The 22,367-nt window shown below is 36.5% G+C and carries 19 protein-coding genes; 14 read left to right on the top strand and 5 right to left on the bottom strand.

The genetic code is table 11. The annotated features are described in order from the left end of the window. Position 1 precedes the first annotated feature (1 nt). The 5 genes from ACMCNP_RS01600 to xseB all read right to left on the bottom strand — a co-directional run bounded on the left by ACMCNP_RS01600 (position 2) and on the right by xseB (position 5,540). A complete protein-coding gene (locus ACMCNP_RS01600) occupies positions 2 to 1,702 on the bottom strand; it encodes a tetratricopeptide repeat protein (protein ID WP_419312909.1) in 1,701 nt (566 codons plus the stop codon). Continuing rightward, entirely contained in the window at positions 1,642 to 2,382 is a 741-nt protein-coding gene (locus ACMCNP_RS01595) for a TlyA family RNA methyltransferase (RefSeq protein ID WP_419312906.1), read from the bottom strand. The genes ACMCNP_RS01600 and ACMCNP_RS01595 overlap by 61 nt, the downstream gene beginning before the upstream one ends. Beyond that, positions 2,348 to 4,282, bottom strand: a complete 1,935-nt coding sequence (dxs, locus tag ACMCNP_RS01590) for a 1-deoxy-D-xylulose-5-phosphate synthase (RefSeq protein ID WP_419312904.1) — start codon at positions 4,280 to 4,282, stop codon at positions 2,348 to 2,350. The genes ACMCNP_RS01595 and dxs overlap by 35 nt, the downstream gene beginning before the upstream one ends. Positions 4,283 to 4,359: 77 nt before the next feature. Further along, positions 4,360 to 5,277 (bottom strand): polyprenyl synthetase family protein, encoded by a 918-nt coding sequence (locus ACMCNP_RS01585; protein ID WP_419312901.1) that lies wholly within the window; start codon positions 5,275 to 5,277, stop codon positions 4,360 to 4,362. Then, the gene (gene xseB, locus ACMCNP_RS01580) at positions 5,274 to 5,540 is read right to left on the bottom strand and encodes an exodeoxyribonuclease VII small subunit (protein ID WP_419312899.1); all 267 of its coding nucleotides are present in this window, start codon (positions 5,538 to 5,540) and stop codon (positions 5,274 to 5,276) included. Before xseB ends, ACMCNP_RS01585 begins: the two co-directional genes overlap by 4 nt. Positions 5,541 to 5,709: 169 nt before the next feature. Between xseB and ACMCNP_RS01575 the strand changes: the two genes are divergently transcribed. From ACMCNP_RS01575 to ACMCNP_RS01510, 14 genes are all read left to right on the top strand, one after another. Beyond that, complete coding sequence (locus ACMCNP_RS01575; RefSeq protein WP_419312896.1) at positions 5,710 to 6,045, top strand: hypothetical protein; 336 nt, start codon at positions 5,710 to 5,712, stop codon at positions 6,043 to 6,045. Positions 6,046 to 6,121: 76 nt separating this feature from the next. Further along, a complete protein-coding gene (locus tag ACMCNP_RS01570) occupies positions 6,122 to 7,072 on the top strand; it encodes a DUF4388 domain-containing protein (RefSeq protein WP_419312894.1) in 951 nt (316 codons plus the stop codon). A gap of 1 nt (position 7,073) precedes the next feature. Continuing rightward, the gene (locus ACMCNP_RS01565; RefSeq protein WP_419312891.1) at positions 7,074 to 7,946 is read left to right on the top strand and encodes a shikimate dehydrogenase family protein; all 873 of its coding nucleotides are present in this window, start codon (positions 7,074 to 7,076) and stop codon (positions 7,944 to 7,946) included. 104 nt (positions 7,947 to 8,050) lie between these two features. After that, positions 8,051 to 9,901, top strand: a complete 1,851-nt coding sequence (gene pilB, locus ACMCNP_RS01560; RefSeq protein WP_419312888.1) for a type IV-A pilus assembly ATPase PilB — start codon at positions 8,051 to 8,053, stop codon at positions 9,899 to 9,901. Between the two features lie 84 nt (positions 9,902 to 9,985). Continuing rightward, the gene (locus tag ACMCNP_RS01555) at positions 9,986 to 11,194 is read left to right on the top strand and encodes a type IV pilus twitching motility protein PilT (protein WP_419312886.1); all 1,209 of its coding nucleotides are present in this window, start codon (positions 9,986 to 9,988) and stop codon (positions 11,192 to 11,194) included. A 22-nt stretch (positions 11,195 to 11,216) separates the two neighbouring features. Then, positions 11,217 to 12,443, top strand: a complete 1,227-nt coding sequence (locus ACMCNP_RS01550) for a type II secretion system F family protein (protein WP_419312883.1) — start codon at positions 11,217 to 11,219, stop codon at positions 12,441 to 12,443. Beyond that, positions 12,443 to 14,215 (top strand): ATP-binding protein, encoded by a 1,773-nt coding sequence (locus tag ACMCNP_RS01545; protein WP_419312880.1) that lies wholly within the window; start codon positions 12,443 to 12,445, stop codon positions 14,213 to 14,215. Before ACMCNP_RS01550 ends, ACMCNP_RS01545 begins: the two co-directional genes overlap by 1 nt. A 24-nt stretch (positions 14,216 to 14,239) precedes the next feature. Further along, positions 14,240 to 15,748: a sigma-54-dependent transcriptional regulator gene (locus ACMCNP_RS01540; protein ID WP_419312878.1), complete on the top strand. Its 1,509-nt coding sequence runs from the start codon at positions 14,240 to 14,242 to the stop codon at positions 15,746 to 15,748. Between the two features lie 22 nt (positions 15,749 to 15,770). After that, a complete protein-coding gene (gene truA, locus ACMCNP_RS01535) occupies positions 15,771 to 16,541 on the top strand; it encodes a tRNA pseudouridine(38-40) synthase TruA (RefSeq protein ID WP_419312875.1) in 771 nt (256 codons plus the stop codon). A 107-nt stretch (positions 16,542 to 16,648) separates the two neighbouring features. Next, complete coding sequence (locus tag ACMCNP_RS01530; protein WP_419312873.1) at positions 16,649 to 17,137, top strand: ribosome maturation factor RimP; 489 nt, start codon at positions 16,649 to 16,651, stop codon at positions 17,135 to 17,137. 32 nt (positions 17,138 to 17,169) lie between these two features. Further along, positions 17,170 to 18,471: a transcription termination factor NusA gene (nusA, locus tag ACMCNP_RS01525; RefSeq protein ID WP_419312870.1), complete on the top strand. Its 1,302-nt coding sequence runs from the start codon at positions 17,170 to 17,172 to the stop codon at positions 18,469 to 18,471. A 13-nt stretch (positions 18,472 to 18,484) separates the two neighbouring features. Continuing rightward, the gene (infB, locus tag ACMCNP_RS01520) at positions 18,485 to 20,803 is read left to right on the top strand and encodes a translation initiation factor IF-2 (RefSeq protein WP_419312867.1); all 2,319 of its coding nucleotides are present in this window, start codon (positions 18,485 to 18,487) and stop codon (positions 20,801 to 20,803) included. Between the two features lie 44 nt (positions 20,804 to 20,847). After that, positions 20,848 to 21,192, top strand: a complete 345-nt coding sequence (gene rbfA, locus ACMCNP_RS01515) for a 30S ribosome-binding factor RbfA (RefSeq protein WP_419312864.1) — start codon at positions 20,848 to 20,850, stop codon at positions 21,190 to 21,192. 45 nt (positions 21,193 to 21,237) lie between these two features. Next, complete coding sequence (locus ACMCNP_RS01510; RefSeq protein ID WP_419312861.1) at positions 21,238 to 22,362, top strand: DHH family phosphoesterase; 1,125 nt, start codon at positions 21,238 to 21,240, stop codon at positions 22,360 to 22,362. Positions 22,363 to 22,367 lie beyond the last annotated feature (5 nt).

The raw sequence follows: 22,367 nt of genomic DNA, 5'->3' as shown, positions 1-22,367 counted from the left end.
TTTACCTAATTTTATTTATTTTTATCATATACCCTTTCACCTCTTTAGATTTTTTGATTTTATAAGATTTTTTAAGATATTCAAGGGCTTTATTGTATTTTTTTAACATAAAATAGTCCATACCCGTATGTTTCAGAACGGTTGCGGATCTGCCGAGCTTTTTGAGTGATAACTTGAATAATTTTAATGCCTTTACATACTGTTTTTCCCTGTAATATATAAAACCGAGACTATCAAGGATAAACGGTGAGCCCTTATCGTAGAATAAGGCTCTATTTATCAGTATCTTTGCTTTTTTCAGATTCTTATTATTTATTGCAAGATTATACCCTAAATAATTAAGGGCATCTGCATCATATGGATTTATTTTTAATATTTTTTTCATTACTGCGCGAGCCTCTTTTCCTTTTTTTAGATAATGATATACCGAACCCAATTCATATAAAAGGGCGGTATTGTTGTGAAAATTCTTAAGTCCCGCTTTTATAATATCTTCAGATTTTTTATAATCATTTATTTCGGTTAAGGCAATTGCCGAGAAATAATAAAACCTTAAATTCTTTTTTAATTTTATGTTCAAAAGCATTTCGGCTATTATGTTTTCTATAGATTTCTTATATTTTATCTCGCCGCTTTCTCTGTAGCTATTAAGGTATATCGCCATTTCCTGGAGTTTGGCGTCAATGTAATATTTTCCCGGCTTAAGCTTATTTAAAAAGGTAATGCCGCTTTTATAATTTTTTTGTAATATATAAGAAGTGCCGATAAAAAAATATGCGTTGTTTTTTAAACCCGTCATATTTTTTGTAATATTAATAAAATTTAAAAACAGCCTTATAGAAGCCTTGTAATTCTTTATAATATAATAGAGTATTGCCGATTGATAAATTGCCGTCTCAGAGTTAGGGTTTATCTTAAGATATTTACCTAACGTATTTACGGCATCCTGCTCCCTTCCCGAAAGCATGTAGATCGCCGCAAGTCTGAAGTATGCCTTTTTAAAATACGGGTCTATTTTTATAAGGGATAAAAGGTTCTCTTCGGCTTTTTTATTTTGATTTTGAGTCATATATATTTTTGATAACATATAATAAGCATTTATATTGTTTGGGTGATTTAATTTCATAATGTTCAGATAAAATATCGCGGTTTTTAAGTCTCTTTTATACGTATAAAGGTTAGAAAGAAATAAAAGGGTTTTAAGATTATAGGGATTTTTTTTCAGGATATTTTTAAGAATTTCAATGGATTCTTTGAGCCTACCCGTATCGGCGGTTATTTTTGCCTTGAGAATTAAATATTTAATTACTGTATTGCCTTTCTTATTTTTTGTTTTTAAGGCAAGGTCTATGTGATTTAAGGATTTTTTATATTCCCCGTTTTTAAAATATAAAGATGCAAGCACATAATTAAAATAATGATTTTTAAGTAAATCCCCTGGTTCCCTTTTAAAATATTTGATTGCACGGTCGTAATTGCCGCCATAGTAATAGACAAAACCGGTAAGCGTGTTGAATACCGTATCCGATTGTAGGGGTGCAGCTTTTGCGTTAGTTGCGTTAGCCGGTAAAAGTAAAAAAAAGAGTACAAATAAAATAGACGCAAAAGGCGGTATGAAATATTTATAAATTTTTATATGCCCTAAGTATTTTTTGACAGTAATATAAAAAATTCCGTATTCCCCTTTTTTCCTTTTATGCATGATTTCTTTACTCCGACAACAGTGAGGTTTAAGTTTTTTGAAAATTCGATTATCTTGTTTATTACTGTTTCATGGACGGTATCGTCTCTTATTATGCCCTTTTTAAGAGCCCTTTTATCTTCTGTTTCAAATTGAGGCTTTATCAGCGAGAGTATAAGTCCTCCGGTTTTAATAAAATTTTTTATATTAGGAAGAACCTTGGCAAGTGATATAAACGATACATCACATACCGCCATGTCTAATGTTTCTCCGATTTCTTCAAATGATAGATATCTTATGTTAGTATTTTCTAAATTTTTAATTTTTTTATTCTTTCTTAAAGAATAATGAAGCTGTCCGTAACCTACGTCTATACAATAGACAAATTCAGCACCTTCCCTCAGAAGACAATCGGTAAATCCGCCGGTAGAAGCCCCTATATCTATAATTCTCTTACCTTTAACATCAATGCAAAAATCCGTCAGTGTTCCTTTTAATTTTAATCCACCGCGAGATACGTATCCGTCTGTTCTTTTGATTTCTATCAGGCTATCCGGATTGACCGATATTCCGGGTTTTGTACATATCCGTCCATCAACGGATACCATACCCTCCATTATCAGCGAGGATGCCCTCGTTCTAGTTAGATCGTCGATCGATTGAATATTAGCGAGGAGAATATCTAATCTTATTTTTTTCACTGTTTACGTTAAAAAAGTCGTTTATAGATTCAAGTAATTTTTCTTTAGAAAACCCCATAACGGCGAGAAGTTCATTACGAGAGCCGTGTTCAATATAATTATTGCCTAAAGATATAATTTTATATTCTAAATTTGTTAATGGGACGTTTTGACTTAGTACTGTTAAAAGTTTTGCTCCAAATCCGGAAAACTCGACATTTTCCTCTACCGTCATAACCTTCTTTGAACTTTTTATTTTGTCAACCAATTTTAAAGAAATTGGAGATATAAACCTGGCATTAATAAGTCCTATCTCCTGTTCTTTGTTAGCGGCGTTTTTGTTTATATCGTCGAGTAAATTTTTTATTATTTCGGTATGCGGAGCGCCGAGACTTATTATGACATTATCATTCCCATTTAAAAGAACCTCGAATTCACCTTCGTTTATTACGGATATATCTCTTTCTTCCGGAGATACAAAATAGGGTATTTTGGTTTTAGGATATCTAATTACGGTTGGCGCATTGTAGAACACGGAGCTTTTAATCATTTGCATAAGTTCATATTCATTTTTAGGAGACATAAAAATAAGGTTGGGTATATAACCTAAAAATGATACGTCGAATATTCCTTGGTGCGTAGCCCCGTCTTCTCCCGCAATACCTGCCCTGTCTATGCATAATACTACCGGCAAATTTTGAAGACATATATCGTGAATGATTTGGTCTAAAGATCGCTGGAGAAAAGTAGAATATATAAAAACAAAAGGCCGCAGTCCGTTTGCGGCTGCCCCTGCGGCAAAGGTAGAGGCATGTCCCTCTGCTATGCCGGTGTCGAAAAATCTTTCCGGAAAAACCTTTGAAAATTTAGATAAACCGGTACCGTCAGGCATTGCTGCCGTGATTGCTATTATTTTTTTATTATTTTTGGCAATATTTATTAGAAAATTAGAAGCCGCCTCACCGTAGGTTATATCGTCCGTTCTTTTTAGAATTAATCCCGTGCTTTTGTCAAAAGCCGATACGCCGTGAAATATAGAAGGGTTTTTTTCGGACGGTCCGTAGCCTTTACCTTTTTTTGTTATGACATGTAAGAGAATAGGTTTTTTTATTTTTTTTATATTCTCAAATGAATCTAATAAATATGGTATGTTATGTCCGTCTATGGGGCCTATGTATGTAAAGCCCAGTTCTTCGAATAAAATTCCGGGAACTATAAGATTTTTAAAGGACTCTTCGAATTTAGAGACGAGTTTTGCCATCTGATTTCCGAACAGCGGTATGGACTTAAGTAATTTTTCAGCTTCCTTTCTAAGCCCTTGGTAAAAATCTCCACTCATTATTTTGTTCAAATAATTAGAAATGGCTCCGACATTTTTAGAGATAGACATCTCATTGTCGTTTAAAATAACGATAATATCTTTTTTTAAAGAGCCTGCATTATTTAAGCCCTCAAGTGCTAGTCCGTTAGATATTGAGGCATCTCCTATTACAGCTATGATTCTGCCCTGGTTACCCCTGCCCGTCAAATCTTTTGCAACGCTCATGCCGAGAGCGGCGGAGATAGATGTTCCGGCATGTCCCGTGCCGAAGTAATCGTATCTACTTTCATTGATAGAGGGAAAACCCGATATCCCGCCCAATTTTCTAAGCGTAGAAAATCTCTCTCTCCTTCCGGTTAGAAGTTTATACGGATAAGATTGATGCCCGACGTCCCATATTATTTTATCTGAATTTTCTATGTCGAACGATTTTAAAACTGCGATGGTGAGTTCTGTAACTCCGAGGCTTGAGGCAATATGTCCGCCGTTTTTTGAACAAGTGGTGATTATTTCTTCTCTGAGCTCTCCCGCTAAGATTTCAAGTTCTTCCGGTTTCAAGGTCTTGATATCGTTAGGGCTTTTAATCTTGTCTAATATCATGGCGGTTTACTACCAATATTTAAATAATATTTGTTATCTTTAATGTATCTTAATGTTGTGCCGGTCATGCGTTCGGATTAGTTTATCCTTTTGGTAAGGTAATCTATAAATTCGATAAACATATCTGTTTCAGCGCCGGTTTTGCCTAAATAAATTATAGCTTTTTCATTATACTTTTTTATTAATTCCTTGGTTTTTTCTATTCCGATGTTTTCCGCAACCGTAAGTTTATTATTAGCTTTATCTATCCCGACCGTTTTTCCGATAATTTCCTTGTTTCCTGTAATGTCCAGAACGTCGTCGGTCAACTGAAAAGCCAATCCAACGCATGCCCCGAATTTTTTAAAATTATTTATGACGTCGTCATCGTCGGAAGATAATATTGCCCCTGCGGCACAGGCAGCGCTTATAAGGCTTGCAGTTTTTTTTTCGTTTATATATTCGATCTTTTCTATATCTAAAGAAAACTTTCCGAATGAGTTAATATCGTGAAACTGCCCCTCCACAAGCCCACCTGCCCCTGCGGCGCAGGAAAGCTCCCTTATTACCGCGATAATCTTTTTCGGGTCGAACCCTTTAGAGTATTTTCCATCCGATAGAATGACAAAGGTTTCGGCAAGGAGCGCATCTCCGGCAAGTATCGCCGAGGCTTCCCCGAATATTATATGATTTGTGGGCTTTCCCCTCCTTAGGCTGTCGTTGTCCATCGACGGAAGGTCGTCATGTATTAAGGAATAAGAATGTATGAATTCGAGAGAGGAAGCAAAGGGAATCAGTCTTTTTCTTTCGGAAAATCCAAGGCTATCGGCGGTCATTAAAAGCATTATGGGCCTGATTCTTTTTCCTGACATGGTCAGGGTGTAGAGCATCGCGTCAGTAAGCGAAAATTTATTATGGGGAAATTTCTTATCGTACCCTGTTTTATTAAAATAAGATTTTATGAAATCGTTAATCAGGCTTTTATTTGTCTCTATGTATCGGTCTATGCCTTTCATAAATTCAGTTGTTCGGTACTTAATGAGGCTTGAATTCCGTCATTGTTTTTCGCGGTCAACTCTTCTACCTTTTTTTCGGCGGAATTGAGTTTTTTAATGAGATAATCTGAATATTTTATACCTTCTTCGTAAATCCTGATAGAATCTTCAAGTCCGAGGTCTCCTTTTTCGAGACTTAGTACGTTCTCTTCTAATTTTTTGAGGGCTTCCTCAAAAGTTAAAACATTTATATTCTTACCCGTATCTCTATCTTCCGTGTTCATGTCTTAAATTATAAGATAAACAAAAAAAATTTTCAACATAACTTTAAAAAAAATTTAAAAAACATATTGAAAAAAATAAATCTATTTTGTATTATTAAACTATTATTAAATTTTTAAATATTGAAAAAAATAAGCGTAAAAAATAAAAAATTTTGGAGAGGAGGTTAAAATGTCTATAATTACTTCGATCTTGACACTTAAGGGTCTTTTTTATTTACTCGTTGCTGTCGGTGCAATAATAATGTTTGCTAATATGGTTATAGCGGCTTCTCTAAAAAATAAAGTGCCTGGGGGATTTGTCGGCAAATGGCTCACCATAATGTGGATATTTATGTTTTTTTTCTTTTTAGCGGAAGCCGGTGCATTTTTCTTTATTAAATCCCTTAAAAATATGGCTTTATCCTACTTTATTATAGGTTTAGTGCTGTTTTTCGGGTCTATATTCGTAGTAGTGGTCAACAGATTTATGTATCATTTGATTAAAGAATTAGAGATTCACAAATAAAAACGGCATAATTAAATTTATTATGACGCATGTGAAGCGCTTGTTTTTAATTTAAACTTAATAAGGGTTTATCATAATGGACGTAAAAGGTAGCATAACAAATCTGGAGCTTTTTGACGTATTAAAATTTTTAGAAATTTCGAAAAAAACAGGCGTGCTTAACCTGAGATTCGATAATTTTGCGGCAAAGCTCTTCATAGAAGAAGGAATGTTATATTTCCTTTCCATTTCCGATAATAATATTCTAGAAAAATTAGTAGTTAAATTGCTTAATATGAGTAAGCAGGATTATCTTCAAGTGCTGGAAAAATATAGGACGTACTATAAAACAACGGCAGGTTTTGATATCTATTTTCTCAAATCCGAAACTATACCCAAGGCAAAGGAGCATGAGTTTACATCAAATTATATATCCGAGACGCTAAACTATATACTTTTTTTAACCAATGGAGAATTTGCTTTCGACGAAAAACCGTTGCCCGACGTTATAAATTTTGCTCAGCCTATGAATTTATCGCCTATACTGATGGGTTGCAAAAAGAGGCGTGACGAACTCGCCGTAATGGCTAAAGTTATCCCGTCAAAGAATTATGTTCCGGTCATAGTTACAAACAGAAGCGGTAATTTAAGACCGTTATCGCTTACCCCGGCGATATGGAACGTGCTTTCATTGGTGAACGGGAAAGAGAATATCAATCAAATACTTGCTTTATCTGTAGAAAATGATTTCTTTGTGTTTAAAACGCTCTATAATCTCTTGCAAAGCGGTTATATAAAGCTTGAGCCACCGCAGAACGAAACTGCTAAGGTATACGACATAGTGAGCTCTATTAAAAAAATATTAAGAGAGCAACTCGGCAGCAAGGCGGATAAGGTGCCGGTCGATTTTAACGGACTAAATAAAGGAGACAAACAGTCTTTGATAAAGGTTACACAGGATATAGAAAGGTATGTCTATATGTTCATAGACGATAAAAAGGCGGCTAAAATAGACTATCTTTTAAAACAATTATTGATGAGTGTTTAATATGAGAGAGCAAATTTTTTCCGGTATTTTCGGCTACGATATAAAATATTCCCTCTCTCCGGCAATACAAAATACGATGTCGAGACTTGCGGGCGTGAATCTCTGTTATGGCAGATTCGATGTCCCTCCCGAAAAGTTTACGGTAGCATTTAACGGGTTTAAGGCCCTTAAGATAAAAGGCGCAAATATTACTCAGCCGTATAAAATAAATGTTTTAGACCACGTAGATCGTTTGAGCGGAGATGCCGAGCTTATCGGTTCCGTCAATACCGTAAATTTAGAAAAAGACGGCAGCTATAGCGGTTATAATACCGACGTAATCGGTTTTATAAAGGCCGTAAGATATGAATTTAAGGAAGGATTAAAAGATAAAAAAATCACGGTTCTGGGGGCAGGTGGGGCTTCCAGGGCGATAATATATGCCTTAATAAAAGAATCGGCGAAAGATGTATTGATTATTAATCGAAACATAGAAAAAGCTATGATACTTAAGGAGGATGCGGAAATTTGGAAAAGGGTTTTACAATCAGGTTCAACGGTTCTATATTCAGGTTTTAATTTAGATGATGCTTTGAGCAGGGCTACGCTTGAAAATAGTGATATTATTGTTAATACTGTGACCCCTTCAAGCGAAAGCGGTGAATTAATAAAGCAATTTTTTTTAGAAAATTTATCTGACAAGAAATCCTTACCGTTGTTGATGGATATCTCTTATTCTGCTGAAGCGGCTCGACTTTTGAACAGTATGGGAAAGAAAACATTAATGTCCGTTAACGGGCTTTCCATGCTTTTTTTTCAAGCTATAGAAAGTTTTTATATATGGACCGGTAAAAGAATTGATTTTAACGCTCTCAAAGAAGCATTGCCCGTCTGATTGATTTTATGTTTGTAGTTTACATGGTAAAATAAAAATACGGGACATTGCCGTGGAGTGAATGAGGGAATTAAATAAATCATTAAAGGCAAGATAATTTAACTATGAGCAACGATTTCATGCCATCCGTTAATTTACCGAAAGAGAGATTAGGGGAGATCCTATTAAAGCGCGGTATCGTAAAAAAGGATGATATATCTAACGCATTACTGATCCAAGAAAGGGCAAGATTAGGGATAGCAAAGGGCGAAAGGCTTAAGGATTTAAAGCTTGGTGAGATTCTTGTAAAAAACGGCATAATAACAAGCGATGAACTGAGTATAGCGTTGGGAGAACAAAGCTGTGTCGGCGGCAGTATAAGCGGGCAGCTTACGAAACTCGGTTTTATAAAAGATTCGGAGCTTGTCTCTTTTTTATCTAAAGAATTTGGTGCGGCAACGGTTAATTTGCTTGAAGGAGAGATTCCGGAAAGTATAATAAAACTCGTCCCCCCCGATTTAGCCGTTAGATTACAGGTAGTACCGTTTAAAAGGCAGGGGAACACACTGTATCTTGCAATATCCGATCCCACTAAACTTGAGGCTTTAGACGACATAAAGTTTTTAACGGGACTTAATGTAGAAATAGTCGTTGCCTCGGAAAACGAAATTGCCTCGGCATTATCTAAATATTACAATGCATCAAGTATTCTTACTGAAAATAAGGATTATCTCAATTCTATTGCTATTGAAGACACTAATGGAGAATTAGATATTTCGGAACTGCAAAGGTCGTCTTCCGAACAACCCATCATAAAATTCGTCAACAAGGTTCTTTTGGATGCCGTTAAGATAGGAGCCAGTGATGTCCACGTAGAACCATACGAGTCTATAATAAGAATAAGATATCGTATGGACGGAAAATTAGTGGAACAAATGAAAATACCCGGAAATCTCAAAAATCCTATAATTTCAAGATTGAAAATTATGTCTCAGCTTGATATAGCAGAGAGAAGGCTGCCCCAGGATGGACGAATCAAGGCAAAGATAGATAATAGAGAGGTAGATATGAGAGTATCGTGTCTTCCGACGCTTTTCGGAGAAAAAATAGCTATAAGGATTTTAGATAAATCAGCCCTTCAGCTTGATATGAGAAAATTAGGATTTTCGGAAGCACAGCTTAAAGATTTTAAAACGGCTATATATAAGCCATACGGCATAATACTTGTTACCGGACCTACCGGTTCCGGCAAGACAACCACTCTTTATAGCGCACTTTCCGAATTAAATAAGCCGGATGTAAACATTTCTGCGGCAGAAGACCCGGTAGAATATGACATGCAAGGTATTAATCAGGTACTTGTCAACGAAGAGATAGGGCTGACCTTTGCTCAGGCGTTAAGGTCGTTTTTAAGGCAGGATCCGGATATAATTATGGTAGGCGAAATTAGAGACTTAGAGACCGCTGAAATCGCTATTAAGGCTGCGCTTACAGGGCATTTAGTACTTTCTACGATACATACCAACAATGCTTCCGCTACTATATCAAGACTTATCAATATGAATGTAGAACAATTCCTCATCGCTTCCAGTCTAAATTTGATAATAGCACAGAGATTAGTCAGAAAGTTATGCAGCGAATGCAAGGAACCCTATCATCCCGATATTAAGACCTTAACCGGTTTGGGGTTTTTAGATTCGGACATTGCCAATGTTAGGTTTTATAGAGCAAAGGGGTGTTCCGTTTGCAATAAAACCGGTTACAAGGGCAGGATCGCTATATATGAAGTGCTAAACGTAGGCGATGATATTAAGAATAAAATATATAAAAATGCTAATGAATTTGAAATAGAGAAGCTTGCTGTAAAAAATGGAATGAAAACATTAAAAGAATCGGCAAAAGATAAGTTTTTAAATGGAATTACGTCCTTAGAAGAAATTATTCAATATATGGGCGTAATGGATACGAGCGTTTAACATCGACTCATGGTAAGGGCAAATGAGTCGAACTACTGTTAGTAACTTTAGATAACTATGAATACGAATAAAGGAAGGTAGCGTATGCCGTTTATTATTGATTTATTAAAAATTACCGTTAATAAAGGGGCATCAGACCTCCACATAGCGGTGGGTTCGCCTCCCCAAGTAAGGATTAGGGGGTCGTTGGTTCCGTTAGATTTTCCCGTGTTCACGCCTGCAGATACACAAGGGCTTTGTTATAGCGTTATTACGGATATTCAGAAAAAAAAGTTCGAAGAAACACATGAGTTGGATTTTTCGTTCAGTCAGGAGGGCGTTTCAAGGTTTAGGGCTAATTTATATTACGATAGGGGTGCCGTTGCGGGGGCATTCAGGGTTATACCGCATGAAATTCCCACTATCGACGCGCTTGGTCTCCCCCCTATGATTAGGGAAGTTATTAAGGCACCGAGAGGATTTGTTTTGGTAACCGGCCCGACCGGCTCAGGAAAAACAACTACGCTTGCCGCAATGATAGATGCCATAAATCAGAGTAGGCATGAACACATAATAACTATTGAAGACCCCATAGAATACGTTTTTTCTCATAAGGGTTGCCTCGTAAATCAAAGAGAGATAGGGCAGGATTCAAGCAGTTTTTCAGAAGCTTTAAGGCACATATTAAGAGAAGACCCTAACATAGTTCTCGTAGGCGAAATAAGAGATATGGAAACTATGGAAGGAGCCCTCACCATTGCCGAAACCGGACATCTTACATTCGGTACCCTGCACACAAACTCTGCCGTTCAGACGATAAGCAGGGTTATAGACATATTTCCCCCTAATCAACAGCCGGAAGTGAGATCATCGCTTTCGCTTTCGCTTGTGGCGGTTTTATCGCAGGCGCTCATTCCAAGATGTGACACTACCGGCAGGGTGCTTGCGGCAGAATTAATGATACCGAATGCAGCTATCAGAAATCTGATAAGAGAGAATAAAATTCATCAGATTTATTCCCAGCTTCAACTCGGGCAGGAAAAGTATGGAATGCAGACATTAAATCAGGCATTGGCTTCATTAGTGAATAAGGGGATAATAAGCGAGGAAGATGCATATAACAGATCGTCGGATGTAGAAGAATTGAAGCAGACTATAAGCTCTGGACTTATATCGAAAGGGGGTCTGACGGGAGTAGTAAGGGGGAATGGAGTCGGCGATATCAATAACTCCGCTATCGGTGCTATGGGCAATAGGTCTGACGGCGGTAGTAGCAATAAGCCCTTTTCGGGCATAGATTTCGGTAATTTATAAGTTTGCTAATAGGAGTGATAAAATGGCTACTTATCTTTGGAGAGGGAAAAAAACACACACCGGGGAATATTTAAGAGGGACGATTACCGCCCAGAATCCTGAACAAGTAATAGAAGAGATACGGAAAATGGGTATTTATCCTATAAACGTTAAAAAAAAGAATGAGTTTTTCACGTTAAGCATTAAGGGAGTAAAGGAAGTAGGTGCTAAAACTAAAATTAGCGACAGCGATCTTATAATGTTTACAAGGCAATTTTCTTCCCTTATAGATTCCGGCGTTCCAATACTTCAAGGTCTGTTGATAATGATAGAACAACAGAAAAATAAAGAATTAAAGGGCATATTGACAAAAATAAAGGAAGGGATTGAGAGCGGAGCGTCTTTATCGGACAGTCTTAAAAAATTTCCTAGGGTTTTTAATGATTTGTATGTAAATCTTGTAGAATCCGGCGAGAAGGGCGGAGTTTTGGATAAAGTTTTTAAAAGGTTAGCAATATACTTCGAAAAAATACTTAAATTAAAAAGAAAAATAAAAGGGGCGATGATATATCCTATCGCTGTTCTAAGCGTTGCTGTTGCCGTTATTATCATTCTTATGACCTTTGTCATACCGGTATTTGCAAACCTGTTTGCAAGCGTCGGCGCAACATTGCCTGCCCTTACAAGAGAGGTTATAGCCTTCTCGGATTTTATGAGGGCGTATATATTATATATAATAATTGCTGCTGCCATAATTATTTTTGCGTTGAAGGCATATCGGAAAAAGGAAAGTGGCAGAAGAAATATAGACAGAATTATACTTAAAACTCCGCTTGTAGGCGCTTTATTCAAAAAGGTGGCTATAGCGAGATTCGCAAGAACTCTTTCTACTATGGTCGAAAGCGGCGTGCCTATACTTGCCGGATTGGAGATAGTTTCCAAGACGAGCGGCAATAAAATTATCGAAGAATCTCTCATGCAGACGAAAGAGGATGTCTCCTCCGGTTCTCCTTTGAGTATGGCGCTGAATAAAACGAAACTGTTTCCGCCCCTTGTTATTCAAATGGTTATGGTGGGAGAAAAAACCGGAAATCTTGATGCCATGCTTGCTAAGGTTGCCGATTATTACGACGAAGAGGTAGATAATGCCGTTAATAATCTAACCCAGATGTTAGAACCTGCGTTGATAGTGTTTCTCGGAATAGTTGTAGGGACTCTTGTCATAGCGATGTATTTGCCGATATTTAATCTCGGAAAAGCCATCAAATAATGAAAAAAAATAATAAAAGGGGTTATAAGGATTTATATGATAAAATAAAATTTACGATAATCTTTAGACTTTTTGCCTTTCCGATAATAATACTTGCATATGTTTTAATTAATCTTAGATACATAAATCATTATAAGTTTTTTGTTTATTTCCTTATAGCCTTTATAATAATTTTAAGTATCGCTTATTTCCTAGTCCTCCTTTATTTCAAAAAGAAAGAAAATTTATCATACATAGTCTACTTGGGATTTATTCAACTGTTTATCGATTTTATCGTAATATCTATTGTAGTATTGTTTAACGGCGGCTTAGACGGCAAATTTATATTCTTATACTATTTGCTGGTACTTATTTCGGGATTTATTTTTTTGAGAAAGGGAGTAATGATATTCGGAGTAGCATCGGCGGCGGCCATAGGTATATCTGCGGATATGCAGTACTATTTCAATATTGGGCGTCATGCCTATTTTTTATCAAATCCCGATAAGCTTTTATTTTTAACCAGTCTCAATATACTTGGCGTTTTGATATTCAGCTGGCTTTTATATCATTTTTCGGGAGAGTTGAATGTTTTAAGCGTCAGAATAGTAGAGAGAGATGAATTTATAAGGAAATCGCAAAATTTTAATAGAGAATTATTTAACAGTTTTTCTCAGGGGATTATCGTGTTAGGCGAATGTGGCAAAATCATTTTTATGAATAAAGCTGCTATTCAAATGCTTGGACCGGATACCGAAAATAGGGCGTTTCGTGATAAAGCTGGTATTTTATATAATTTTAATATGAAAATAACCGATATTTTTGAAAATTTTCCATTAGGCACTACAAATGAAATATATAAAAACGGAACCATAGCCGAAACGAAAAACGACAGAGGCGAAAATGCATTAAAAAGGTTTGAGTTAAAATATAAAGATATGATTTTAGGATTCTCTAAGACAAAGTTAGAGAACAAGGAGTATAAAACTGGTAAATTTATCTTGTTGTTCAGAGATATAACTTATATAAAACAATTAGAGATGGAATCTAAAATAAATGAGGGGTTGGCTACCGCCGGAAAGCTTGCGGGATGGTTGGCCCATGAGATAAGAAATCCCCTTGCAGCGCTAAATACGTCTGCATACGTTTTAAATACGGAAAATATAGCCTCCAACGGTAGTGATTATAGAAAATTAACGGGCATAATAAAAACCGAAGCGCAGAGGTTGGATAACTTAGTAAACGATTTTTTAGGGTTCGTTAAAGTAAAATCAAAAAACGTAAGCGGCAATGCTAATTTTGAAAATTTTAACCTATTTTTATTGGCGGAGGATTTGATACGAGGGTTCATAGATTCTATTGCAAATTGTTGCAGCGAAAAGGCGGAAATAAAAATACATAACAGCATTAGCAAAAAAATAAACCTATTTTCCGAAAAAAGTAGGGTCAGGCACGTATTGTTGAATGTTATGCAAAATGCCGTACAATCAACCAAAAAAACTATGCTGTCAGGCAATAAGGAATTTAGGACAGGTATTATCAGATTAGGTTCAAAGGTAGTCAAAAAAACGGGAAATAAAAGATATGTTTCTATAAGTGTTTCCGACAACGGCGAAGGTATGGACGATTTTACGCTAAAAAATGCTTTTAAACCTCTTTTTACCACCAAAAAAGACGGATTTGGGCTTGGCTTATCGCTTGTTTATTCAATAACGGAGAGCCTTAACGGAGAGATAGAGGCTATAAGCAGGGTTAACAGGGGAACATTGATAAGGATAACCATTCCTTGTTAAACCGTTAATCTATTTTTTTTTGAAATGAACGATAAAAGAAAAATATTAATAATAGACGACGAAAAATCTATTCTTGAATCCGTTAAGATACTTCTTGGATTCGAGGGGTACGATATTTTTACCGCCGAAAGTGTGAATGTTGCGAAAAAACTCCTTGATGCGACTGATTTTAGCCTCATCATTTCTGATGTTAAAATGCCTGAAGTTTCAGGTATAGATTTCATAAAATACTTTAAGAGTGAAAGAATAGATCTAAGCGTAAAATACAATAATAAACTTCCGGTTATTTTTATGACGGCATATTCCGATGTAAAAACCGGCGTAGAGGCCATAAAATTAGGCGCCTACGATTATATAGCTAAACCGTTCGACAACGAGGAGTTTAAGATAATAGTAAGGAGGGCGATAGACTATTTCTCTGTTTATGAAGAATTAAATAGTATCAAAACGGTTCAACTTGCTTTAGGTACGATAAAGGGTAAATCCATAGCGATAAAAAATGTTTTAAAAGACATATCTTGTGTTTCCTCCAATTTTAGCAATATTATTATTACAGGGGAATCCGGAACGGGAAAGGAATTGGCGGCAAGATTGATTTATGAGATTTATTCCAAAAATTTAGGCAGTGTTAAAAACGTTCCGTTTGTTCCCGTTAATTTGGCCGCAATTCCGGAAAACCTAGTAGAAAGTGAGTTATTCGGTTATGTAAAGGGTGCATTTACCGGTGCCGAAACCGGAAAGATGGGCTTAATAAAATATGCCGACGGCGGAGTCCTTTTCTTAGATGAAATAGGTGATTTGTCCTTACAAGTTCAGGTAAAACTTTTGAGGATTTTGCAGGAAAAGGTATATAGAAAATTAGGTTCTAATGTAGAAGAGCCTATGAAAGTAAAGTTCATTGCAGCTACCAATAAGGATCTAAACGAATTGATAGCGGCCGGAAAATTTAGGGATGATTTATATTACAGGTTAAATACGATAAACATTAAAATGCCGCCGCTGAGGGAGCATAAGGAAGATATTCCGATACTGATATCCTATTTTTTGAAAAGGTTCTCTAAGCATGTAAATTCTATCTCACCTAAGGCCTTGTCGGCTCTTATGGAGTATGATTATCCCGGAAATACGAGAGAACTTGAAAATATTATCGAAAGGGCATGTATCTATTGTGGCGGGGAGAGCATAACAAATGAGCCTAAAGAAATTGATGCCGAGTGTTTTCCGGATTATATTTTCGACCGCAAAAAAACGGAAAAATATCGGCATCAAGAAAGGGTTCAAAGTGATACATCGAACGAAGTAAGCGGAGAAGTGGCTAAAAGAGGCGATTATGTGTATAATATGTCTAAAATAGTCGAGATATTCGATCGCGTTAATGAAGAAGAAGGCTTATCGCTTAACGATTTTATAAAAGATATAGAGAAAGACATAACGACAGACAGAACCGCAAAGAAGAATTCTAAATATGAAGCGGCAAAAAGTTTAGGTTTATCCTTAAGGTCATTAAGGTACATATTGTCTAAGAAGAGATAATAATTTTAAAATATAGTTCAAAATGAATTATTTGATAGTTCTTGAGTATGATGGCACAAATTATAACGGCTGGCAGATTCAAAATGTTATTAAAAAAACATATGAAAATAAAACGATAGAAAACGAGATTTTAAAAGCAATAGGCATCGTTACGAAATTTAATACAAAATTATTTGTTTCCGGAAGAACCGACGCCGGCGTTCACGCGATGAACCAAGTTGCCAATTTTAAACTTCCGTTTTATTATGATGTGAATAAGTTTAAGATTTCGTTAAATGGCATTCTTCCTTCAGAAATATCTGTAAAAAACATGGAGATAGTTCACGATTCGTTCCACGCTACTCACGATACCGTTGATAAAACTTATCTTTATAAAATAAATTCAGTATCAAGAAGCCCACTGTTATCCGGTCATTCATGGTTTGTCAAAGAAGAATTGAACTTTGGCCTTATGAGTGAATCTGCAAGGGTTTTTACGGGTAGGAATAATTTTTTTAACTTTGCAAAAAGAGAAAAAAAAAGGCGTATCACAAGTTATTGCAGAGTCATTTTTGAGATAAAAATTTTTCGTAAAAATTACGGGTTCGACATTTTAGTGAATGGAGAAGGATTTCTGAGGCATATGGTTAGAAGGATAATCGGAGCTATCGTTTCATGCGGAACCGGTAAAACGGAATCGGCACACTTAGTAGACATGTTGGAGGGAAAGAATTTGCCGTATAATGTTCCGTGCGCACCTCCTTGTGGGCTATTTTTGCATTCGGTCAGATATGGACATAAAATTTATTGTTGATATTTTATTAAATTTTATATATAATTTCATAGTTAAGTATATAAGAGAATATTTCAAGAACCGGGGGTTTTTTATAAAAAGTGGGTTACGCCCGCTTTTTTTGTTTTATGCATGAAAATTTAATAAAAGACGTAGAGAATATTATTGAGGAGATACTGCTTTATTACGGGTGTTATCTTGTAGGAGCCGTGTTTCTTCCTGCAATAGAGGATAGCGGCGTCATCTTGAGAGTGTATATCGATTCAGACGGCGGAATTAAGGTATCCCAGCTATCTGACGTATCGAAGAAATTAAGTATGATTTTGGATATTGAGGATATGATAAAATTTAAATATATCCTTGAGGTTTCATCTCCCGGTATAAATAGGGTTCTTTTGAAATTTAAAGATTATGAAAAATACAAAGGGGAAAGAGTCAAAATATTGTTGAAAAATAAAATAGACGGCAGATTAGATTTAGTCGGAAGAATAATGGACACCGAAGACATAGATATAGATTCCGGCGGCGCTAAAATAAAAATTTTAGATGAAGTAGAAAACAAAGACAGAATCATTTCGTTTTTTAAAATTGTAAAAGGAAATCTGTTAGTCGTATAATATAATTTTATAACATTAAGGAGAGTCATAAAGTGTCTCAAATCGTCATAAACGACCTTAATCCGGTGATAGATCAGGTATCTAAGGATAAAAACATAGAAAGGCATTTAGTCGTAGAAGCGCTGGAACAGGCAATACTTGCCATTGCCAGAAAGAATCTAGGCATCAGTTATGATTTAGAAGCGCATTTTATCGAAGAGAGTGGAGAGATAGAGGTATTTATGTTTAAACAGGTAGTAGAAGCGGATGATATTAAAAATCCCAAAACGGAAATATCTTTTGAAGAAGCGCTTGAAAACGATCCTGATGCAATTTTAGGAGACAGTCTTGGGCTTAAGGTTGAAAAAAATATATATGGCAGGATAGAAGCTCAGGTAGCCAAACAGGTTATATTTCAAAAAATAAAGGAAATAGAGTATAAAAATATTTTTAACGAGTTTAACGAACGAAAAGGCGATATAGTTAGCGGACTCGTCAGAAAGGTGGAAAGGTCGGTGATAATCGTAGATTTGGGAAAAACAGAGGCAATTTTACCTAAGCAGGAGCAGATTTACAGTGAAATATACAAACCCCATGATAGAATAAGATCGGTATTATCAAATATTAAAATGGAAAAATGGGGGCCAAAGCTTATTCTTTCCCGTGCTTCCGATGAATTTTTGACTAAACTTTTCGAAGCGGAGGTTCCGGAAATTTATGACGGAGTGGTTAAAATAGTAAAGGTAGCAAGGGTTCCGGGGTTTAGGTCTAAAGTTGCCGTCGCTACGACAAACAGGGACGTTGATCCGGTCGGGGCATGTGTGGGGATGAGAGGAATTAGAATTCAGAGTATAACAAATGAACTTAGAGGGGAAAAGATAGACATTATACCTTATTCAGACAGTCAGGCAAAATTTGTTGTCTCTGCTTTGAGCTCGGTAGATGCGTCCAGTGTTATAATCAATGAAGATGCAATGTCGATTACGGTTATAGTTCCGGATGATCAGCTTGCTCTCGCTATCGGCAAGCAGGGGCAGAACGTAAGACTCGCTACAAAAATTGTCGGTTATAAGATAGATATAGTCAGTGAATCTAAAATTACCGCAAAGGATAAGGCTGCATATAAAGAACTTATGGATATACCCGGAGTCGGAGACATTACCGCAAAGCTTTTATATCAAAACGGTTATACAAAGGTTGACGATATCGTAAATGCAGATGTGACCGAATTAGCCGGAGACATTGCAGTGGATGCAAAAAAAGCAGAAAAGATAATTGGCTCTGCAAACGAATATTTAGATAGAGTAAAAGCAGATACCTTGCTTAAAGAAAAAATAGACGACGATATTAACTAAAATCGGAAAAAAAATGACGGATAAGCAGGATTTTATTAAAAAGGAAGATGAAAAGATGGAAGAAAGAAGGGTCTCTAGAGGTGTTATAAGGAGAAGGGTAACTAAGACTGAAGTAAAAGAAACTAAGGTAAATTCGACCGAAACGGTCTCTGAAAGCAAGATAGAGTCTCCATTGGAATCTACCGATGTTTTAGCGAAGGAAGATAGCTCTAAATCGAAAATCGCTGAAGTCGAAAAAGCCGGTCCTGTTACTCAAGCATCGCCAAAAGAAAATATTACCGTATCTAAAAACGGCAGTAAAAAACCGGTTCGCGGAAATACCGATGCGTTAAGCACAACAAAGACTTCAGTGCCGCCAAAAGCAAAGAATACAGGTGGGGAGAAAGGTCGCGTTGCCGCTTTGCATAAAAAACCTATTAAGAAAGAGGAAGCTAAAAAGGGGCATAAAAAATTTGTAGATGCCTCGAGAGAGGGGGAATCTTTTGTTTATAGAAAGCATAGAAGAAAATTCGGAAGCGGCAAATCATTTAAACAAGCTGTTCGAACCAAGCAGATAATACCGGAAAGAAAAGCTTCGAAAAAAGTAATTAAAATAAGCAACGGCATAACCGTAAACGATTTATCTCAGACGATAGGTGTTAAGGCATCCGAGGTTATAAAAAAATTAATGGATGTAGGAATCATAGCTACCATTAATCATGTAATAGATATAGATGCCGCCTCGCTTATTTCCTCCGAATACGGATATACCGTAGATAATGTCGGATTTAACGAAACTATTGCCTTAGAAGAATCTGTAGATGCCCCGGAAACGCTTGTGTCTCGTGCGCCGGTAGTTACGGTTATGGGGCATGTCGATCACGGCAAGACCTCTTTGCTTGATGCTATAAGGAAAACAAACGTAATGTCGAATGAAACAGGGGGGATAACGCAACATATAGGCGCTTACAGCGTCAAGGTTGCCGACTCTATGATTACTTTTTTGGATACGCCGGGTCATGAAGCATTTACGCAAATGAGGGCAAGGGGTGCTGGCATAACGGACATAGTGGTCCTGGTGGTTGCAGCTGACGACGGTGTCATGCCTCAAACTATAGAGGCGATAAACCATGCCAAAGCAGCCGATGTTCCTATAATAGTAGCGATAAATAAAATAGATAAGCCCGGTGCAAATCCCGATAAAATTAAAAGTAGTCTTATGGAATACGATCTCGTTCCGGAGGAGTCTGGCGGAACTACATTGTATGTAAATGTCTCTGCTAAACTTGGTAACGGAGTAAAAGATCTTCTCGATACGATCATGCTTCAAGCCGAAATTTTAGAATTAAAGGCAAACCCAGATAAACCTGCAAGAGGGACGGTTATTGAAGCCAAGCTAGATAGAGGAAGGGGTCCTGCGGCTACGATATTAATACAGAGCGGAACATTGAGAGTCAATGATAGTGCCGTATGCGGTTTATATTACGTTAAAGTTAGAGCCATGCTGGATTACAGAGGCAATAAAATAAGCGAAGCTGCCCCATCCACTCCTATAGAGATATTCGGGTTAGAGGGAGTTTCGTCCCCTGGCGACAATTTTATCGTACTGAAAAACGAAAGGGATGCAAAAAGGATAAGCTTAGAAAGGCAACTAAAACATAGAGAGTCGGAGCTGACTTCCAATGCGAGACTAACACTTGAAGGATTATACGCAAAGATAAAGTCGGGCGATGTAAAAGAGCTAAAATTAATAGTCAAAGCAGATGTTTACGGCTCTATGGAAGCACTAATACAGTCCTTTAAGAAACTTTCCAATGCAAAAGTAAAAGTCAATATTATACATAGCGGGGCATCGGCGATTACGGAAAGCGATGTCATGCTTGCAAGAGCTACTAATTCTATAATTATTGCTTTTAATGTTCGCCCGGAACCGAAAGCTCTGGTTTTGAGCGAAAACGAAGGGATAGAGATAAGATATTATGGTATTATTTATGATGCGGTTAAGGACATCAGGGATGCAATGGAAGGACTATTGTCTCCCATAGAGGAAGAGAGAATAACGGGTAAGGCAGAGGTCAGAGACGTATTCGTAGTTCCGAGGTCCGGAACGGTTGCGGGGTCATTTGTGATAGACGGGTTTATTAAAAGATCGTCTAAGATCAGACTCTTAAGGGATAGTGTCGTAATCCATACCGGACACGTAGATTCGCTAAAAAGATTCAAAGAAGACGTCAAAGAGGTTCAAATAAATTTTGAATGTGGAATACTTCTTGAAAATTTCAACGATATAAAAGTAGGCGACATAATAGAAGCCTACGATATAGAATATATAAAACAAACCCTTGAATCGTAGTGGCCGTAAGTTTTTGCGGGAAGCTTCGGGAGGTAATACAAGAATTGATTAAACGAAACAAAAGAGTTTCAAATCTTATTGCAAGAGAGGTTTCTTTGTGTCTGGAATTTAAGGTGAACGACAATAGGCTTAAAAACGTTACCGTTATAAATGCCGAGGTTTCTAAAGACTTAAAGTTTTGCAAAATATTTTTTAGCGTAATAGGCCCCGAAAAGGAGATAAAAAAGGCGCTGAGCGGTTTTGAGAGTTCCAAAAATTTTATTAAAAGGGAGGTGTTCTCTAAAGTGTTATTAAGAGTCGTGCCGGATATAAGATTTGAATATTATGGCGGATTACATGAGGCATACAAGATAAATATGATTATAAATGAGTATAACTCCGGCAAATAGCGAATAATAATAACAATAATAATAAATTTAGAGCATGCTGTTATTATGATATCTATAAAAAAAGAATATTCCGTTTCGGATTTAAAGGCATTAAATAATTTTACGGACGATATATTTCGCGTCATAGAAACATCTAAAAAAGTTCTTATAGCCACTCATGAAAATCCGGAGGGCGATGCTATAAGCTCTGTAATTGCCGTAGGGCTTTTTTTGCAGGCGTTAGATAAAGACGTTTATTTCTATGATAAAGACCAAATTCCGAATAACTTAAAATTTTTGCCGCAGACGGACAAATTTATAAATGAGTTTCCGGAAGAACCTATAGATTTGCTTGTAGTTGTAGATTGCGGTGAATTTTCCAGAATAGGCCTAGGTTATGAGCAGCTTTTTGGTATCAATAGGATAATAAACATAGATCATCATTTTACGAATACTTATTTTGGACATCTAAACCTCGTATTGCCAGATGCAAGTTCAACTGGAGAGATTCTTTTTTATCTTTTATTGGCATATGGCGCTCGTACGTGCGGAATTAATTTTTCTCCATACGATAATTTTTTAGGCGATGCCTTAAGAGAACCTCTTCCGCATGATTTGGAGGCAAGAAAGGGCGTATTATCCTTTATAAACGATGATATTGCATTGTCCTTATATACATCTATCTTGACCGATACCGGCTCTTTTCATTATTCTTCTGCTAACAAAAGATCTTTTTATATCTGTTCCGTTTTAAGCGGGTATAATTTGGATTTGTCTAAAATTGCTACCGAGCTTTTTGAAACAAAACCGGCTGAGATGTATTTTTTGTTGGGGAAAAGTTTAAATACCTTAGAGTTCGCTTTAAACGGAAGGGTTGCATCAATGGTTGGGACTAAAAAGATGATAGAAGATGTCTTGAAAGAGTCGGATGGAAATAGGGTTAACGGTTTATATGAAAATTTCGTAAATTATCCGAGGTCAATACAGGATGTTGAAATAGCGATATTTTTTAGAGAGGCGGGCTTTAATCATTATAGGTTAAATTTTAGATCCAAAAGTTATGCTAATGTTGCTTATGTCGCCGAAAAATTCGGCGGAGGCGGACATAAGTTTGCTGCAGGCTGCAAGGCAAATGGTGATTTGAACGACATTAAAAAGGAAGTATATAAATATTGCAACGAGGTTATATAATTTAA

Source organism: Candidatus Acidulodesulfobacterium sp. H_13 (genome assembly GCF_048541835.1).
GTDB lineage: Bacteria > SZUA-79 > SZUA-79 > Acidulodesulfobacterales > Acidulodesulfobacteraceae > QIJE01.
This window is presented reverse-complemented; position numbering and strand designations above follow the sequence as displayed.